This is a genomic window from Hymenobacter sp. R533113 (genome assembly GCF_056835965.1).
Genome location: NZ_JAKWBD010000014.1, coordinates 214,695 through 232,569 on the forward strand (window position 1 = coordinate 214,695; position 17,875 = coordinate 232,569).

Below are 17,875 nucleotides of genomic sequence, written 5' to 3' on the forward strand. Positions count from 1 at the left end.
ACAAAGATAAACCTAACAGCAAAGATATGACCGGCCACATCGAGACCGGTACCAGTCGGGACCCGATCAGGCTGACTCTGTGCCGCCGCGGTTTTTGCGGGCTAGCTGCTGTAATAAATTCCGACAACGGCGGCTCACCTCCAGTTCCTCACTGGTTACCGGCTCCAGTTTCTGCGACTCAACCAGCACGGCGATGGCCTCCTCCAGCTGACCCTGATTCTGATATACGCGGGCAAGGTCGTAGCAAAACTCTATGCGGTTTGGGTCAAGCTCGTGTGCTCGTTTAAGAGCATCAACAGCTTTTTTGCTACTTGCGCCACCGGGCATGCCACCCAAGATCAGCTCGCTGTATATCCGTTCCAGCACGTTATAATGATCTACGCGGTAGTGCCAGCGGCCTAGCAGCTGCCAAGTATCAGCCCAATCGGGGCGGCGTGCTACAGACCGAAATACGTATGGCTGCATTTCTTTGTACATCAGCAGACGGCCGCGGGCCCGCAGCAAAGTGGCTTGGTTTACAAGAGCGAGGGCCACGGCGTAGTTGGCCTCTCCCCCATCCGATTTGGCCACGAAAGCCCGATAGGCATATTGCCCGGCCGAGGTGAAATAAGCCGACCGCCGGGTTTCGTCGGTGTAGCGTGTGCCAATCCGGACGCTCAGTATGGCTGCTTGCCAGAGGGCTTCATAGTTTTTGGCATCTTCGTTCAATACTTGTTCATACTTCGCTAAAGCCTCCGAATCAAGGTATTTGCGTTGGAGCAGCCGCGCTTCAGCCAGCAGCTTGCCAATATCGGGCACTGGCGTGGGGGCTGCCATAGCGCCTCGCCCACTCAGCAGTAATATGCTAAGTAACCAAACTAGCCAGAAAATACGGGGCGACAACATATACAAGAGCAGATTTTGGACTAAGCTGCCGGTTTTTCAGCTCTGTTCAAAAACCGGCTTTCTTTTCTATCGTTATTAACGGTATTCGTACCGGATTAAATGCACTGGGGGGCATTTTAATTGGCAAAGCTGCATGCTACCTAACCCGGAGAATAACGCTGACCAGACATGAACCCGTTCGCACGGGGTAGTAGTCAACAGCTGAGAGTGTTCACAAAAAAGCCCCCAGAATCTTTGCTTGTTCTTACCCAAATCTTTTTCTGACTTCCCAGCAGTAAAGTAAGGGCCCTTTTCGTCAGATGAAATAGCCTGAAATGGGAGTGAACCAGTCAGTCAACCGCGCAAAAAAGCCCTTCCGACCATATGGCCGGAAGGGCTTTTGAGTTTTGGGTAAGGACAAGCAAAGATTCTGGGGGGCTTTTTTGTGCCTTAAAATAATTTCAGCTGCGACTTAGGGCGACGCAAAACAGCTTGTGCTCGCTCTACATCCTCATTCGTCACTTCCACTGGCCCCGTGAGTTCAGGCAACGGAGCGGCTGGCTCGGGCGCGGCGGGGCGCGGAATAGTGGCCGGACCGCGCTTCTTAGCAGCGGCGCGACGCTCGGGCTCTGGACCTTCATCGGTAAGCAACGCCACCGAATGAACCTTATAATAAGTAAGCTTATTACCAGCCGCTTTCCATCCTTTCACATCAATAAACGTGTGCAGCGGCAGCTTTTCGATTTCACGGTCGGCTTTCTTGTCACGCTGAATTTTCAGCTCGACCAGCGGCTCCAGGTTGGCCGTAACGACCAACAGCTTGGAGCTTTTGCTTTCTGAGATGAATAAGAAGCGCTTCTCCAGCGTGGTGGTTTCAATCTTAAAGCGCTTCACGTAGTGTACTTTCGTCTCGCCTTCCACATACATGGCGCTGAGCACCGTGTCAGGCTCCAGCTTACGCAGCAGCACGATGTTGGGCACATCGAAGTGGTGGGCCGTGTCGGGCGACTTCAGCTCATAGCTGCCGTCTTTATATACTATCAGCACCGTATTATCGGTGTCGAAGGTGCCCAGGTAACGACCGTGGCCGGCCGTATTGAGGCGGCCCACCACACTGTCAAAGAACATCTCACGGCCGCCCAAAGTTGAGTCGCCGAGCGCCTCTTGCTTGATCCGTTTAATGGGCTGCTTCGTAACGATGTTGCCCTGCGAGCCTTTGCCTTTGATAGCCAATTCAGCGAAGTCGAACTCAAACTGCTTTACCCGCGCCGGTGCCTTATCTGAGAGTTGAATGCTCACGATTTCCGACTCGGAGTTGGGGTTGGCGGTGAGGTAAAGCACCTTGGAATTTTTGCCCCCTTTGGTCAGATCGTAGGTTTTGTCGCGGGTAATGCCTGTCACGAGGAAGCGCTTGGCGTAGGTCACGCCCGACGGGCCATCCTGGTACATCATGTTGTACACCAGCCGGTCGTCGTTCTTGTTGTACACGCCCACGTGCAGGATATCCTTGCCAACAAAGGTTTTCTCCGCGATGCGCGTCACCATAAACGACCCATCGCGGCGGATGGCGATGATATCGTCGAGGTCAGAGCAGTCACAGATGAACTCGTCTTTTTCAAGCCGAAGCCGACGAAGCCGTCCTGGCGGTTCACGTAGAGCTTCTGGTTGGCTACCGCTACTTTCTGGGCCGTAACCACGTCGAAGGTGCGGAGCTGGGTTTTGCGCTCCCGGCCAGCACCGTATTTTTTCAGTAAGCCTTCAAAGTACCCAATAGCATAGCGCGTGAGGTTGGCCAAGTGGTCGGCTACTTCGGCCAACTCCGCTTCCAGCTTCTGAATGTACTCGTCGGCCTTGAAACCGTCGAACTTGGAAATGCGCTTGATACGGATTTCAGTCAGACGCGTCAGATCGTCCTCGGTAATGGCGCGGCGCAGCACAATCCGCGTGTCATTCGCCTTCAGCTTCTCCCCTTCCAGGCGCACAAACTTCTTCAGGCCGGCATCAATGGTTTCCAGAATCTCATTCCAGGTTTCGCATTCCTCAATCTTGCGGTAAATGCGATTTTCAATGAATATTTTCTCCAGTGAAGCCGAGTGCCATTTTTCGTGCAACTCATCCTGGCGGATTTCCAGCTCACGCTCCAGCAGCCGCACCGTTTTCTGGGTGCTCAGGCGCAACATATCCTCCACGCCCACGAAGCGCGGCTTGTCCTCGATAATAACGCAGGTATTGGGCGAAATCGAGATTTCGCAATCCGTGAAGGCGTACAGCGCATCCATGGTGAGGTCGGGCGATACGCCGGTGGGCAGATGCACCTGTATTTCGACCTCCGCTGCTGTGTTGTCGACTACCTTCTTGATCTTGATTTTATTGGCCTCCGATGCCTTCACGATGCTTTCCATCAGCGCCGTGGTGGTGGTGCCGTAGGGAATATCGCGAATGACCAACATGGTTTTGTCGGCCTTCTCAATGGTGGCGCGCAGGCGGATTTTTGCCCCCCGCTGCCCGGAGTTATAGTTGGTAATGTCGCAAAGCCCGCCGGTAGAGAAATCCGGAAATAGCTGAATGTCACGACCCCGCAGCACGTCGATGCTGGCTTTGCACAACTCGCGGAAATTGTGGGGCATAATCTTGGTGCTCAAACCGACGGCAATACCTTCGACGCCCTGGGCCAGCAGCAATGGAAACTTGACGGGCAGCGTAGTGGGCTCGCGTTTGCGGCCGTCGTAGCTCATCTGCCAGTCGGTGATGTCAGGATTAAACACCACATCGAGCGCGAACTTGGACAGGCGCGCCTCGATATAACGCGGGGCCGCGGCGCCGTCGCCGGTGCGGATGTCGCCCCAGTTGCCCTGGGTTTCGATCAGCAGATCCTTCTGCCCCAGGTTCACCATCGCGTCGCCGATGGAGGCGTCGCCGTGGGGGTGATACTGCATGGTTTGCCCAATGACGTTGGCTACTTTATTAAAGCGACCATCGTCCATCTCCTTCATAGCGTGCAGAATGCGGCGTTGCACGGGCTTGAGACCATCCTCAATAGCGGGCACGGCGCGCTCCAGAATCACGTAGGAGGCGTAGTCCAGAAACCAGTTCTGGTACATGCCGGCCACGGTGGCCACGTCGTGAATGGTTTCGCCGGGGGCAAACTTAGGCTCCTCCTCCGTTTCTTCCGTCACGGGCGTGGGCTCGGTCGTGACGTGCACGTCGTCGGACGATTCGGACAGCAGCAGCTCGCCGGAGGCACTCACCACAAATTCTGCCGTTTCCTTTTTCGATTCGGCCTCAGCATCCTCGGGCGTGGCCGTAGACCCGAACTCAAAGGAGTCGCCGGCGCCAAATAGGTTCGGCTGCTCTTCCTGATCCGGGTCCTGGGGGTTCTTCTCTTCTGACACAGTGGGGTGTGGCGCTTGCCACGGTTAATGTTCTTGTACCTCTCTTTCAGCCGAAGGGCTGAAAGGCTTTTCACTAAAGACGCCTGAAAATGGACAACAGGCAAGAATGTATCGATCAACTCATAGAATTTGAGTAAAAGCTACGAAGAAAATCAGCAGCGCACCAGCTGGTTCGGCTACGAGTGTGCGTATCAAAAGTACCGTTAGCTGCGCAGAACGCAATATTTGTAATGCGAGCGAAGCCCATAAAGTTCCCAATAATATTAGCTAAACACAAGCATGAACTCAACTTTCTGCAGCGTTAAACCAGTTTTCGCCACTAACAACAATTGCTAAACCGCATAAAATATACTAATTAAGTTAGCTAAATATAGAATACAGTTTATAACTAATTTTCTGTAGCCAAGTCGTTACCACAATCCTTACTACAACAGTCCGCTGTTCGCACTCGCAAACAGGAGTAACGAACAAGCATTATCTCGACTTTTCTGCGCCGGGGGACAAATTGTTGCCTGCCACAGACAACCCCCGATAGTACAGGCAGCATCTGGATAAGTGAAGCGCTAAGGAAGCATATTTGCAAATACGCTTCACTTGCCTTAGCCACCCACCTCTCCTATTCTACTCCTTGTGCATTTCACCCACAAAACTCTGCCGGTCCTGCTGACTTTGGCTAGCCTTACCGCTGCCAGTGCGCAACCATCTGCCACTACATACCGCGCCACGGAGCGCCGGGTTAATGATCTGGTTCATACCAAGCTCGACTTACAATTCGACTATAAGAAGCGCTACGCATACGGGAAGGAATGGCTGACGCTGCAGCCCCACGGCTACCCCACCGATTCGCTGCGGCTTGATGCCAAGGGTATGGACATCAAGACGGTGGCATTGGTCATGGGCGCGACCCAGCAACCACTACAATACCGCTACGCCAACGAGCGAAACCTATGCGTGAACCTGGGCAAGAAAATGCCTCCCGGCACTCCGTATACCATTTACATTGAATATACGGCCAAGCCCAACGAGGCAAAAGTGAAGGGCAGCGCCGCTATTTCGGAGGCAAAGGGCTTATACTTCATCAACCCCGACAGTGCCGTTGCCGGCAAACCCGTGCAGATCTGGACCCAGGGTGAGACGGAGGGCTCATCGGTGTGGTTTCCGACTATTGATCGGCCCAACCAGAAAACGACCTCCGAAATCAGCTTGACTGTGCCTAGCAAGTATGTGACACTCAGCAATGGGGCCTTGGTGAATCAAAAAGCAGCGGGTGCGGGTCTGCGCACCGATACCTGGAAGATGGAGCAGCCCCACGCCCCCTATCTCTTTATGCTAGCCGTTGGCGACTTCAAGATTACGAAAGACACGTGGCGGGGCAAAGAAGTAAGCTACTACCTGGAGCCAAAATTTGCCCCCCAAGCCCGCGCCATATTTGGCAAAACGCCTCAGATGCTGGAGTTCTTCTCCCAGAAGCTTGGGGTAGATTACCCGTGGAATAAATACGCTCAGATTGTAGCCCGCGATTATGAGAATGGGGCCATGGAAAACACCACCGCCTCCCTGTTTGGTGAGCAAGCCCAGGGCACCACACGGGAGCTGTTGGATTGGGAGTATGCCGGCGTGGAGCGCGAAATTGCCCACGAGCTGTTTCACCACTGGTTTGGCGACTTCGTAACGACCGAAAGCTGGAGCAATCTGACCATGAATGAGTCGTTCGCCAACTTCAGCGAAGTACTCTGGGCTGAGCACGCCTACGGACCCGATGCCGGCGCAGCCCAAGCCGACCGTAGTTTGCGCAACTACCTACGGGGTGGCTCCAGCAATTACGAGAAGCCGCTGGTGCGCTTTCAGTATGACGATAAAGAGGACATGTTCGATGGCGTTTCGTACCAGAAAGGCGGCAGCATTCTGAACATGCTACGCGCCACCTTGGGCGAGGAGGTGTTCTTTCGGGCTTGCAGCGCTACCTAAAACAACATGCATTCGGCACGGGCGAGCCGCACCAATTGCGGCTGGCGCTGGAAGAAGTATCAGGTCAGGATCTGAACTGGTTTTTCAACCAATGGTATTACCGCGCCGGCCATCCTATTGTCACTATTGATTATCAATGGGATGCGGCCCGCAAGCGCCAAGCGGTGGTGGTGCGCCAAACGCAGGCTGGGGGGCTTTTTGATCTTCCGCTGCTGGTGGATTTGTATACTGGTGGCAAAGCGCAGCGCTACCCTGCCACCCTACGGCACGCCGTAGATACGCTGTATTTTCCGGCCGCTACCAAACCCGAGCTTGTCAACGTGGACGCCGCTAAAGTGCTGGTCTGGCAAAAACAGGATAACAAATCATTAGCTGAATTCGCCTATCAATACAGCCACGCCCCTCACTACCTCGACCGGCGCGAAGCCCTTGCTGCCGCCCAGGCCAAAGCTACCGACCCGCTGGCCCGAAAAATTCTGCTGGCCGGCCTGAAGGATAAATCACCGTTCCTACGGCAATTGGCCGTGGAATCCCTGGGCCTTAAGAATGCCCCCCAACGTAAGGCGGCGGCCCTAGTACTAGCCAAGCTCGCAGCCTCCGACTCATCGGTGCAGGTGCGGGCGGCGGCGCTTACGGCGCTCGGTACGCTGGAGGAAAAGCGTTATGCTAAGCTGTTTACCGAAGCTCTAGACAGCAAATCATACCGGGTGCAGGGAGCGGCGCTGCAAGCGTTGTTGCCACTGGAACCCAAGCAGGCGCTGGCCCGCGCTACCGCTTTCGAGGCTGATAACAAAGGCGCATTAACCACGGCGCTGGTGAGGGTGTATGGTCAGGCGGGCGGACAAACCCAGTGGCCCTTGGTGTTGAGCAAGTACGATGCGGCCGAACCAAACGGGCAACTCGATATGCTGCCCGGTATTGTGTCTATGCTCGGGCGTCTGGAAGATCCAGCGGCGCTTTCCGCAGGTATTACGCGCATGAAGGATCTGGCCGTGAAGTTCAAAGCCTATGGAGTCGCTGAACCAATCATCGGTGGGCTGCGGCAGATAGAGCAGCAACAGGCCGCCCGGCCAACCGCAGCCCAGGCCAAAGGGCTGGTCGAATCAGCGGTAAAAGAGATTCAGGACGCGAAGTAGCGGTGACACCAAGCTGGTTTCCTGCAAAAAAGCCCCCCAGAGTAAATCTGGGGGCTTTTTTATACTGTATGAGCTACTGTTTATTCTAGGCAAATGCCATGTCCTCTTCGGCTACTTCCTCTACCGGAAGCACATCGGAGGTAATCAGGTCCTTTTCCTGGCGTAGATTGTCAATGATAAATTCCTGGCGGGCGGGCGTATTCTTGCCCATATAGTACGTCAGGACCTGCTGAATGGAGCGGTCAGATTGCAGAATGACGGGCTCCAGTTTGATGTTATCACCAATGAACTTGCCGAACTCATCGGGGCTAATTTCGCCGAGGCCTTTGAAGCGCGTTACTTCGGGGTTGCGGCCCAACTGGCGCATGGCGGCCTGCTTTTCCTGCTCGTTGTAGCAATAGATGGTCGTTTTCTTGTTGCGGACGCGGAACAGCGGCGTTTCCAGAATGAAAACGTGGTTGTTACGCACCAAATCCGGGAAGAATTGCAGGAAGAACGTGAGCAGCAGCAGGCGAATGTGCATACCATCCACGTCGGCGTCGGTGGCGATAACCACGCGGTTGTAGCGCAGGTTTTCGATGCCTTCTTCAATGTTGAGCGCGTGCTGGAGCAGGTTCAGTTCCTCGTTCTCATACACGATTTTTTCTTCAACCCAAAGCAGTTCAAGGGCTTGCCGCGCAAGCTGAACACGGCCTCCGTTTCTACGTTGCGGCTCTTGGTGATGGAGCCCGACGCGGAGTCGCCCTCGGTGATGAAGAGCGTGGTGAGGGCTTCGGCTTCCTGCTTGCCTTCGCCGAGGTGGAAGCGGCAGTCGCGGAGCTTGCGGTTGTGCAGGTTGGCTTTTTTGGCGCGCTGGTTGGCCAGCTTCTTCACGCCCGCCATGTCCTTACGCTCCCGCTCGCTCTGCTCAATGCGCTTTTTCAGGGCATCGGCCACTGCCTGATTTTTGTGCAGATAGTTGTCGAGGTGCTCTTTTAAGAAGTCTTGAATGAAGCCGCGCACCGTAGGGCCGTCCTCGCCCATGTTGATGGAGCCAAGCTTGGTTTTGGTCTGGCTTTCAAACACCGGTTCTTGCACCCGCACCGAAATGGCGGCAATAATACTGCTTCTGATATCAGCGGCATCGTACTCCTTGCTTTTATTAGTCTTGGCGTAGAACTCACGCACCGTTTTCACCACCGCCTCGCGGAAGGCCGCTAGGTGCGTACCGCCCTGGGTGGTGTACTGGCCGTTTACGAAGGAGTAATATTCCTCGCCGTAGTCGTTGCCGTGGGTCAGGGCCAACTCGATGTCGGGGGCCTTGAGGTGGATGATGGGATAGCGCAGGCTCTCCGCATCGGCTTTGCGACTGAGCAGGTCGAGCAGGCCGTTTTCGGAGTAATATTTCTGACCGTTGAAGTTGATGGTGAGCCCCGCGTTTAGATACACGTAGTTCCAGATCTGGTTTTCCAAGTACTCCGGAATGAAGCGGTAGTTGCGGAACACCGTGTCATCGGGTTGGAACACCATCAGCGTTCCATTGCGCTGGGACGTTTTCTGGGGCTTGGAATCTTGTACCAGTTTGCCCTGCGAAAACTCCGCCGACTTCATCAGGCCCTCGCGCACGCTTTGCACCAGAAAGTAGCTGCTGAGCGCATTCACGGCCTTAGTACCCACGCCGTTCAAGCCCACGGACTTTTGGAAAACCTTGGAGTCGTACTTACCGCCGGTGTTGATTTTGCTGACCACATCTACCACTTTGCCCAGCGGAATGCCGCGGCCGTAGTCGCGCACCTGCACGCGCTGGTCGGATATTTTAATGTCGATGGTGCGGCCGTGGCCCATCACGTGCTCGTCAATGGAATTATCAATAACTTCCTTTACGAGCACATAAATACCGTCGTCGTAGGCCGAGCCGTCGCCGAGCTTGCCGATGTACATACCGGGCCGTAAGCGGATGTGCTCGCGCCAATCCAGGGAGCGGATACTGTCTTCGGTGTACGCGTGTTGGGGGGCAATGGGAAGTTGTTCGTCAGCCATAATAACCAGGTAATCAAATTTGAGGTAAAATAACGCAGAAAATTGACCTTTTCTCAACAGTAAGCCGTAGGAGGGCGCAAGACTGCTGCTCGTGTGACCGGCGCGCTGATTTTAGCCATAAATATTAGTAAAATTCCTGATTAAAACCAACGTTTTGCCTACATAGTTCCTTTCAAAAACAACGCTCACTGCCCTGATACCGGATTTTACTCCTCCCCTGCCCTCCTAATTTTTTTAGCTAATGCTTTCCCCCTCTAAACATTTTAACGGCCCCCGACCCAACTCGACTCCGGCCGAGGTGAAATTGCCCCCCGTCATTTATTATACCTTTCTGCTCGTTGGTCTGTCGCTGCTCGTGTTCGTGCTCTGGAAGCTCGACAATGTGTTGCTGCCCATTACGTTTGCGGTCCTCTTTTCCATTCTGCTGTTGCCTTTGTGCCAGCGCTTTGAGCGGTGGGGCTGGCCTAGGGTGCTGGCAATTCTCTTTTGTCTGCTGCTAGTAATTGTGGGGTTGGCGGGCATTATTTTCGCGTTTGGCTCCCAGATGACGCAGTTTAGGGCCGAGCTGCCCAAGCTGCAGGCCAGCTTGGTGCAGTATTTCGACCAGATTCAGCAGATGCTGAGCCAGCGCTTTGGCATTGAGCCTATCAGCAAAGACGAGTTTATCGACTCTTCTATCAAGAACGCCAAGAAAGACGCGGGCGGCTACCTGGGCGCTACTCTGAACACCACGGCCGACGTGCTGAGCGTCGTCACGCTGGTACCTATCTATATATTTTGCTTCCTGTACTACCGCGACCATATGCGGCAGTTCATGTTCCGCTTTGTAAGCCCCGAGAAGCGTACGTCGGTGCTGCACACCGTGGACAGCATCCAGACCGTAGTGCAGGCCTATATCAGTGGGCTGATGACGGTTATCGTGATTGTGGCTATTCTTAATGCCATCGGCCTTCTGGTGCTGGGCGTCAAATTCGCCATTTTCTTCGCCGTCTTTGCCTCCGTTCTTACCATCATTCCCTACATCGGTATCCTGATCGGCTCGGCTCTACCGGCCCTGATTACGCTGGTCGAGACGGGCTCGCCGGCTAAGGCGCTGGGTGTCGTTGGCGTGTTTGTATTCGTGCAGTTCCTGGAGGGCAACTTTATTACGCCCATGATTACCGGCTCCAAAGTGAGCATCAACCCCATGGCTGCTATCATCGCCCTTATTCTGGGGGGCGAATTGTGGGGCACACCGGGTATCATCCTGAGCATTCCTTTGATAGCCGTAATCAAAGTGGTTTTGGACGCGTCGAAAGCTACCGAGCCGTTCGGCTTTTTGCTGGGTGATGTGGCCGATGGCGACGACATAATAGACCGGAAGGCCGAGCCGGGCTTTTTCGGCAGGCTTTGGCAGCGGGTGCGGGGCACATCTTAATATGAGGAATGAGGACGCCTGCTATTTCCTTATTCTTCATTCCTCATTAAGTAAAGCGTACGTAACCTGGGGGGCAATTTGGTAGTATAAACTCCCGATCAACCGCTTGCCGCGGTTGAGCTTTCTTTCTGATCAACAACCACAAAACAAACTACTCATGGCTTCTATTAGCGATAACACTGCCCGCGCGTACAATGACCTCGTTGAAATCAACGAAACTGGTGCCAAAGGCTACCAGGAAGCGGCAGAAGGTGCCACTAACCCTCAAGTAAAATCTCAGCTGAGCCAGTTCAGCCAGCAGCGCGCCAAGTTCGCGTCGGAGCTAAAGCAGCAAGCCAAGCAGTTTGGCATTAATTCCGAAGATACTACTACGGTGCAAGGCTTGGCGACCGACGCCGCTGCCGCAGTACACCGTGGCTGGATCAACATCAAATCGGTCATCACGGGCCAGGACGACAACGCCATTTTAGGCGAGTGCGAAACCGGCGACAAAGTAGCTCTCGAAGCTTACGAGCAAGCCCTGAAAGCAGAAGGCCTACCCGTAGAAGCCAAGTCGATCATTCAGAAGCAGCACGGCGAAATCCTGGCTGCCAAAAACCAGATTACTTCGATGAAGCGCTAATTGGCTTCTAATCATTCCTAAAAAAGCCCCCCAGACGAATCTGGGGGCTTTTTTATGCGTTAATATTTTTGATAAACAGGCGGTCATGCAGAGGCAGAGCCGAAGCATCTCGCGTGCAGTCGTTGCCAAACTAACTGTCATGCTGAGAAATCGAAGCATCTCTACCGCTTTGTTGCAGTACCGTTGAGGTTACTACCCAGTAGAGATGCTTCGATTCCTCAGCATGACCTCCCTTTTCTATTGCAACGACGCACGCGAGATGCTTTGGCGTTGGCTTGCTGCGTCCTATGTGCTGCATGACCACCTTTTTAACAACTGCAGGCGACACACTTCACGCTACTTGGCCTGTTCGGCTACTATCGTGTCATGGTGTGCTACAATTTCTTTTGCAACCTTAGTAAGGCTTATCTTTGTTACCAATAGAATTAGCCAAGTAGTAACCCGTATCCGCGCCGCCTTTGTACGCTATTATTGACCTTGAAACGACCGGCGGTCAGCCCACGCAGGACCGCATCACCGAGTTGGCCATATTCATTCATGATGGCGACAAAGTGGTAGACCAATACGAGACGCTGGTCAATCCGGGCCGGTCGATTCCCTTCTTCATTACCCAGCTCACCGGCATCACCGACGATATGGTGCGCGATGCTCCCCGCTTCCATGAGGTAGCGCGCAAAGTGGTTGAGATGACGGAAGGCTGCGTATTTGTAGCCCACAATGTGCGCTTCGACTACTCTTTTCTGAAGAAGGAATTTGCGGACTTAGGCTACAATTATTCGCGCAAAACGTTGTGCACGGTGCGCCTGAGCCGCTCGCTGATTCCGGGTCAGCCGAGCTACAGTCTGGGCAAGCTGTGCCAGAACATCGGTATTCCGCTGGAAAGCCGGCACCGCGCCGCCGGCGACGCCGCCGCTACCGCCATTCTCTTTGACCGCCTGCTCAAGATTTCGCAACAAGACGAGGCCTTGGCCAACCCCACGCTGAGCCCCGCCGACACCCTGGCTACCGTGGATGCACTGGCACCCAACGGCCGGACGGTGGCTACCAAAAAGCCCAGCGCCCGGCGCGTAACGGCCGTGCAGGAAGCCATCAAGACGGCGCTTTTGCCCCCCAACATCACCCCCGAGAAAGTAGCCGCCCTGCCCCAGGAAGCCGGCGTCTATTACTTCCATAATGAGCAGGGTGAGGTGATTTACGTGGGCAAAAGCATCAATATCTACAAGCGCATTCAGCAGCACTTTGCCGTCGATTATAAGTCGCGCAAGTCGCTGGAGTTCAAGAACAGCATCTCCGACATTACCTGGGAGCTGACCGGCTCCGAGCTGGTGGCATTGCTCTACGAGTCGGCGGAGATTAAGCGCATGAAGCCGTTTTACAACCGCGCCCAGCGCCGCTCAATATTTCCGGCCGGCATTTATCTGCGCCAGGACGCGCAGGGCTACAAGCATCTCTACTACGGCCGCGCCGACGCCGACAACCCCGCCACGCCCCTCATTGCGCTGGCCAATCAGTTTAAAGCCAAAGGCTTTCTGTTTCATAAAGTATCCAAGTTCAACCTTTGCCAGAAGCTCTGCGACCTGTACAAAACGCCGGGCGCCTGCTTCGACTACCAGGTGCACCGCTGCAAGGGGGCCTGCGTGGGCCAGGAGTCGCCGGAGGAGTACAACCTGCGCGTGGACGAGGCCATCGAGAGCTTCACCTTTGAGCACGGCTCCTTCGTGGTTATCGGTAAAGGTCGGCGCGAAGATGAAAAGTCGATTGTGGTGGTCGAAAACGGCCGCTACCTGGGCTTCGGCTACGTGGACGGCGAGTTCTCGGCTCGTCGGCTAGCTGATTTTCGGGAGGTAATCAAGCCCTACGGCGACAACAAGGACGTGCAGCAGATTATCCGGCAGTACCTGCGCACCAAGCATAAGGACAAGGTGAAGGTGTTTAAGTAATTGGGTTGGCCCCGGCTTCGGTTCAATGAAGGCCTCACCTCCCGGCCCCCTCTCCTAGGGGAGAGGGGAGCCTGACGAACTGTTCAGCGAAGCCTTAGCTTAGGCTAAGACTTCTACCGCTTTCACAAAAGAAGTACTGATCGCAGGTAGCGGTTGCGGAGGCGGTAGCCGACGCAGCCGCGCAGGCCGAGCGCCTGGCTCCCCTCTCCCCTTGGAGAGGGGGCCGGGGGTGAGGTTCACCGTTGCAAACCTAAACCCCATGCCCCTCTCCCTTTCCGAGCTAAGCCGCCTCGAATTCCTGTTTGAGCAGTACCGGCAGTTGCAAGCGCCTCTGCTGCCGCCACCCAAAAAAGCCCCCCGCAAAACTAAGCCCCCCGTTTAGCTTGCCCCCTCGTATACTGTCGAGTTTCCGCTTCCATTTTTTGCTTTATGCCCGACCTTTCCTCCGTCCAGATTACTTACCGCCCCGATTTAGACGTGCTTACGGTGCGCTGGCTCACCGATTCGCCTTTTGCCAGCCTCCAGGCCGACTACGAGGCGGTGCTGGCTGCTAGCCAGCACTACCACACCCTGCGCTGGCTGCTGGACGTGCGCCGCCGCGTGCTACCCACCCCCGAGTCGGCCCGCTGGGTAACCCATGACTGGCTGCCCCGCGCCGTGGCGGCCCTGGCTCCGGCCCGCCCGCGCATCGCCTACCTCATCTCGCCCTCCCGCGAAGAATTGCTTCGCACCGACGCCACCTTACAGCCCGGCGTGCAAGCGGCCCTAGCTCCCAGCCGCCCCTACGACCTGCACCTGTTCGTTGATGAAGGCGCTGCCGTGCGCTGGCTCACCAATTAGCTTCTTTCATCTGGCGCCCGCTGATCGAAGCATGACCAGTTTTCGGGGCTGAAAAACCAATACCATGGCTACCGTCCACACACTCTAATACAGGCGGTGGCGCAACAGCCAGCCGGCCGCGTCGAACTCGTTGGCCAACGGCTGATACGCCTCTGCCTTGATTTTACTACCCGGCGGCAGCTGCAAAAGATTGCCATCGCCGCTGTCGAAAATGGTTACATCCGTATCTGAATCCGTCTGGGGGGCTTTTCCGGTGATGACCAGGTCCTGACCGGCCCCGTCGTAGATGCTTATCGCAATAGCAGGGTCAGGCAGGCCGCGCAGCTCAAACACATCGTTGCCGCCCAGCCCGAGGAGCTTGATGGTGCGGGTTTCGCTGGCTTTAAACGTGCGTTGGTTCAGCAGGCTATCCGCCATCGCCAACCGGCGGGCCAGCACGCTGATGCGCACCTCACCCGGCGCCACTGCCTCTATCAGAAAGCGCTCCGGTTGGTCGGTGCCGGGGAGTTCGACGTCGCGGGCCAACAGCTCGTAGAATTTGGCGGCCACGGCCGGCAGCTGCTCCCGCCGGCTGCGTAGCTTGTGCTCAAACTCCGCCCCCGACAAGGCATAGATCTGGGGCGGCCACACGCCCACGGCCTCTTTGATAGCCACGTCGGGGAGGCGCAGGCGCAAGGAGTCCGCGATTTGGCGGAAGTCCTCGGCCGATAAATAAGCCAGCAGCGACTTATCCATGGGCCGGGCGGCTTTGTTGAGCCCTTCCACATCCTGGAGGCGAATGTTTTCTTTGAACGTCTGGTAGTTGGGCTTAAACCAGCTGATTAGCCGCGTCATCAGGCCATCATCGAACTTAAAAAAGGCGTGGTCCCGGTCACGCGGGATGCCCCGATACGTAACCGTGCCGCCCGGCCCCGGAAAGCTGGCCCAGCGCCACTGGTCCTCGCGCCGGCTCCAGTCGCCCAGCCACATATCAAACAGCCGCGACCGTAAGTAATGGCGCGCATCGACGCGGTAGTTGTGCGTGACATAAAGAGAAGTAAATGCCTTCCGGGAGCTCTCAACCAATGAAGAATTGCCGAAGTTTGGGCTGTTAATCTGGTTGCCATCGGGGCGCTCCTCAAACAGATACAGCGCATTGCCAAACTCCTCCCGAAACGGCCCCAGCGCGGAATCAGCCGGCAGCCACACCAGGCGCGGATTGGCATGATACACGCCCGCCGCCCGCGCCAGCCGCGGCACGATATACGCCCCGTACGGCTGAATAACGCTGGTCTGGTCCTTCATCAGGCGACCAATGGGGCCTTTTTGCAGGCTGGGGGGCAGAGCCTTGGTAGCATCTTTATCCACCGTGCGCAGTACGTACTCGATGCCAGCCGAATCGACGAGGCGCAGGTTTTTGGTTTGAAAACTGCCCCCCGCCTGCAGGGGCCGCAACCCGCCGGGCACCGCCGTACGCAGGTTGAACACGGGCGCTTTCACTGGCGTGGCCCATTCGCGGCGGTAGTGCTCGCCCCAGAAAAACTGATGCACAGCGCCGCGCTGGTACTGCGGACCGGCCGCCGCACTCACCGTCGAGTCGGGGCCAATGACGGGCAGCGAACCGGCCGGCACCTCACGGGCAGAGCACGCGGCCAGCACCAGCCAGCTAGTACCTAATCCCAGTAAGCGGCCAGACCGGAAGGCTTTCAGTAGCAAGTTCACAGGTAGCAGGAGTAGCGCGATGAGGTAAGCCGGCTGCGTACGCAGCCAATAACATAAGTTATAGCGCAAACGGGAAAAGAGCAATTGCGTTGGGAGATTATGCAATTGTCAACCGCTTTTGCCTACTGTTGCGTTGAAGGTAGTAAGTTGCGTCACATCTGCTGCCCATGCCTCCCCGTTTCTACTTCTCACTGCTTCTACTGGCCTTCTCGACGGGCTGTGTACGCGAGAATTTCTTCCAACCGGACGCTCGTCTTGCTACCACTTCCGCTCCCGCCGCCACCGATAGCGTGCTTGTAACCGCTGGCCGGCATTATCAGCGCGGCCCTGTGCACAACCTGCTGCTGGGCAAGCACTACCGCCCGGTGTGGGCTACGCCGGTGTGGGTGCCGGTATTTAACCCCGCCACCGCCGTGCCGGGGGGCCTGACGCCCGGCAAGCTGGGGGGCGGTTTTCAAAGCACCAGCATGACGGTGCTTGGCACCGATGGCCGCGAATACGCCCTGCGCGGCATTGATAAAGATCCGTACAAAACGCTGCCCAAGATATTTCGCAAAACCTTTGCCCTGAACTTAGTGCGTGATGCCACCTCGGCCGCTATGCCATACGGCTCCTTTGTGGTAGCGCCCTTGGCTGAAGCAGCCGGCTTATTGCATACCACGCCCCGCCCTTTTTACGTGCGCGCCGATGAAAACGGCCTGGGCGAAGAATCGGAGCTTTTTCGGGGAAGGCTGGTGCTGCTGGAAGAGAAATTTGAGGACAAAGCCAGCCTGACGCCCGCGTTTGGCAAAGCCACCGACTTGCTGGAGAGCGACAATGTATTGCGCGACCGTTTTGCCGACCCCGCTCACCGCGTCGATCAGATTGCTTTCGCCCGCGCCCGCCTGTTCGACTTATGGATTGGCGACTGGGACCGCCACGAGGGCCAGTGGAGCTGGGCTTCGTATCCTCCTAATGCCAAAGGGGTTATCACGTATCAGCCCGTTCCCCAAGACCGCGACCAGGCGTTTTTTCGCTTCAAGGATGGTATCATTCCCTGGATCGTGAGCCGGCCTTTCCTTGTGGGGAAGTTTCGCACCTTTCGGCCCAAATATGAGAGCATTGAAGGCATGACGCAGAACTCCCGCTTTATTGATGAGCGCTTCCTGAACGAAGTAACTGCCGCCGACTTCCAGCGCCTGGCCACCGACCTGCAAAAGCGCCTCGATGACGACGTTATTGCTGATGCCCTCAAGCGTTTACCGGCTCCGGTGTTCGCGCAGGAAGGCGAGTATATCGGCCAGGCGTTAGAAACCCGCCGCGCTAAGCTGCCGTGGGCGGCCAATGAGTTTTACCGTTTGCTGGCCCGCCACGTCACGGTAGTCGGCACCGACCAGGATGAGCGATTTGTCGTGCGCCGCCTCACCGACTCCACTACGGCCGTCACGGTGTACACGCTGGGGGGCAAATCGGACCGGGATTCCGTGTTTTACCAACGCGTGTTTCGCACCAGTGAAACCCAGGAAATCACCCTGCACGGCCTCGAAGGCAAGGACGTATTTGAGCTAAGCGGCGAGGTGCGCCGCGGCCCGCGCATCAACATTTACGGCGGCCCCAACTCCGATAAGGTCACCGACTCGACCCAGGTGCAGGGCCTCAGCAAGAAAACCCGCTACTACGACACCCACTCCGATAATGAGTTAATTAAGAGCAAGGAAACCCGCGACAAAACGGAGAAAGGCGTAAAAATGCACGCCTACGACCGGGAAGGAACGTGAGACGCTGTTGATATTGGTAGTGTAGAATTTGTAATAATACTTTTAGAACGTCATGCAGCGCGAAGGCGAAGCATCTCGCGTGTTTAGTTGGATTACCACTGCAACATCAGCACGCGAGATGCTTCGCCTTCGCGCTGCATGACGTTCTAAAAAAACAAAAAAGCCCCCGTACCATGTCCGGGGGGCTTTTTTATTCACTAGCAAGCTTCTGAAAATTAT

At 55.9% G+C, this 17,875-nt stretch carries 10 protein-coding genes and 2 pseudogenes; 8 read left to right on the forward strand and 4 right to left on the reverse strand.

Annotated elements, in window-relative coordinates:
* Positions 1-66: 66 nt before the first annotated feature.
* Positions 67-816, reverse strand: coding sequence for a tetratricopeptide repeat protein (locus MKZ35_RS19850; protein WP_482514971.1), 750 nt, complete (start codon positions 814-816; stop codon positions 67-69).
* 498 nt (positions 817-1,314) lie between these two features.
* Positions 1,315-4,040, reverse strand: a pseudogene (locus MKZ35_RS19855) (DNA gyrase/topoisomerase IV subunit A).
* A gap of 846 nt (positions 4,041-4,886) precedes the next feature.
* Here MKZ35_RS19855 and MKZ35_RS19860 point away from each other — a divergent pair.
* The gene (locus tag MKZ35_RS19860; protein ID WP_482514972.1) at positions 4,887-6,224 is read left to right on the forward strand and encodes a M1 family metallopeptidase; all 1,338 of its coding nucleotides are present in this window, start codon (positions 4,887-4,889) and stop codon (positions 6,222-6,224) included.
* Entirely contained in the window at positions 6,209-7,360 is a 1,152-nt protein-coding gene (locus tag MKZ35_RS19865) for a HEAT repeat domain-containing protein (protein WP_482514973.1), read from the forward strand. The genes MKZ35_RS19860 and MKZ35_RS19865 overlap by 16 nt, the downstream gene beginning before the upstream one ends.
* Before the next feature lie 85 nt (positions 7,361-7,445).
* Here MKZ35_RS19865 and MKZ35_RS19870 read toward each other — a convergent pair.
* A pseudogene (locus MKZ35_RS19870) lies at positions 7,446-9,379 on the reverse strand (DNA topoisomerase IV subunit B).
* 241 nt (positions 9,380-9,620) lie between these two features.
* On the opposite strand from MKZ35_RS19870, the gene MKZ35_RS19875 reads away from it, so the two are divergent.
* The 5 genes from MKZ35_RS19875 to MKZ35_RS19895 all read left to right on the forward strand — a co-directional run bounded on the left by MKZ35_RS19875 (position 9,621) and on the right by MKZ35_RS19895 (position 14,198).
* Positions 9,621-10,796, forward strand: a complete 1,176-nt coding sequence (locus MKZ35_RS19875; RefSeq protein WP_482514974.1) for an AI-2E family transporter — start codon at positions 9,621-9,623, stop codon at positions 10,794-10,796.
* Positions 10,797-10,953: 157 nt separating this feature from the next.
* Entirely contained in the window at positions 10,954-11,418 is a 465-nt protein-coding gene (locus MKZ35_RS19880) for a ferritin-like domain-containing protein (RefSeq protein WP_482514975.1), read from the forward strand.
* Positions 11,419-11,876: 458 nt separating this feature from the next.
* Complete coding sequence (locus tag MKZ35_RS19885) at positions 11,877-13,358, forward strand: exonuclease domain-containing protein (RefSeq protein WP_482514976.1); 1,482 nt, start codon at positions 11,877-11,879, stop codon at positions 13,356-13,358.
* Between the two features lie 259 nt (positions 13,359-13,617).
* The gene (locus MKZ35_RS19890; protein WP_482514977.1) at positions 13,618-13,740 is read left to right on the forward strand and encodes a hypothetical protein; all 123 of its coding nucleotides are present in this window, start codon (positions 13,618-13,620) and stop codon (positions 13,738-13,740) included.
* 47 nt (positions 13,741-13,787) lie between these two features.
* Positions 13,788-14,198 carry a hypothetical protein gene (locus MKZ35_RS19895; RefSeq protein WP_482514978.1) on the forward strand — a complete coding sequence of 137 codons (411 nt, stop codon included), beginning with the start codon at positions 13,788-13,790 and terminating at the stop codon, positions 14,196-14,198.
* Positions 14,199-14,282: 84 nt separating this feature from the next.
* Here the strand turns inward: MKZ35_RS19895 and MKZ35_RS19900 are convergent, their stop codons facing one another.
* Entirely contained in the window at positions 14,283-15,899 is a 1,617-nt protein-coding gene (locus tag MKZ35_RS19900; RefSeq protein WP_482514979.1) for a hypothetical protein, read from the reverse strand.
* 167 nt (positions 15,900-16,066) lie between these two features.
* On the opposite strand from MKZ35_RS19900, the gene MKZ35_RS19905 reads away from it, so the two are divergent.
* Positions 16,067-17,656, forward strand: coding sequence for a hypothetical protein (locus tag MKZ35_RS19905; RefSeq protein ID WP_482514980.1), 1,590 nt, complete (start codon positions 16,067-16,069; stop codon positions 17,654-17,656).
* Positions 17,657-17,875 lie beyond the last annotated feature (219 nt).

What these genes read in the sequence shown, in the direction of transcription:
- MKZ35_RS19875 (WP_482514974.1), top strand. Translation starts at nt 9,621, where the DNA reads ATGCTTTCCCCCTCTAAACATTTTAACGGCCCCCGACCCAACTCGACT.
- MKZ35_RS19880 (WP_482514975.1), top strand. Translation starts at nt 10,954, where the DNA reads ATGGCTTCTATTAGCGATAACACTGCCCGCGCGTACAATGACCTCGTT.
- MKZ35_RS19895 (WP_482514978.1), top strand. Translation starts at nt 13,788, where the DNA reads ATGCCCGACCTTTCCTCCGTCCAGATTACTTACCGCCCCGATTTAGAC.
- MKZ35_RS19850 (WP_482514971.1), bottom strand. Translation starts at nt 816, where the DNA reads ATGGCAGCCCCCACGCCAGTGCCCGATATTGGCAAGCTGCTGGCTGAA.
- MKZ35_RS19905 (WP_482514980.1), top strand. Translation starts at nt 16,067, where the DNA reads ATGCCTCCCCGTTTCTACTTCTCACTGCTTCTACTGGCCTTCTCGACG.
- MKZ35_RS19890 (WP_482514977.1), top strand. Translation starts at nt 13,618, where the DNA reads ATGCCCCTCTCCCTTTCCGAGCTAAGCCGCCTCGAATTCCTGTTTGAG.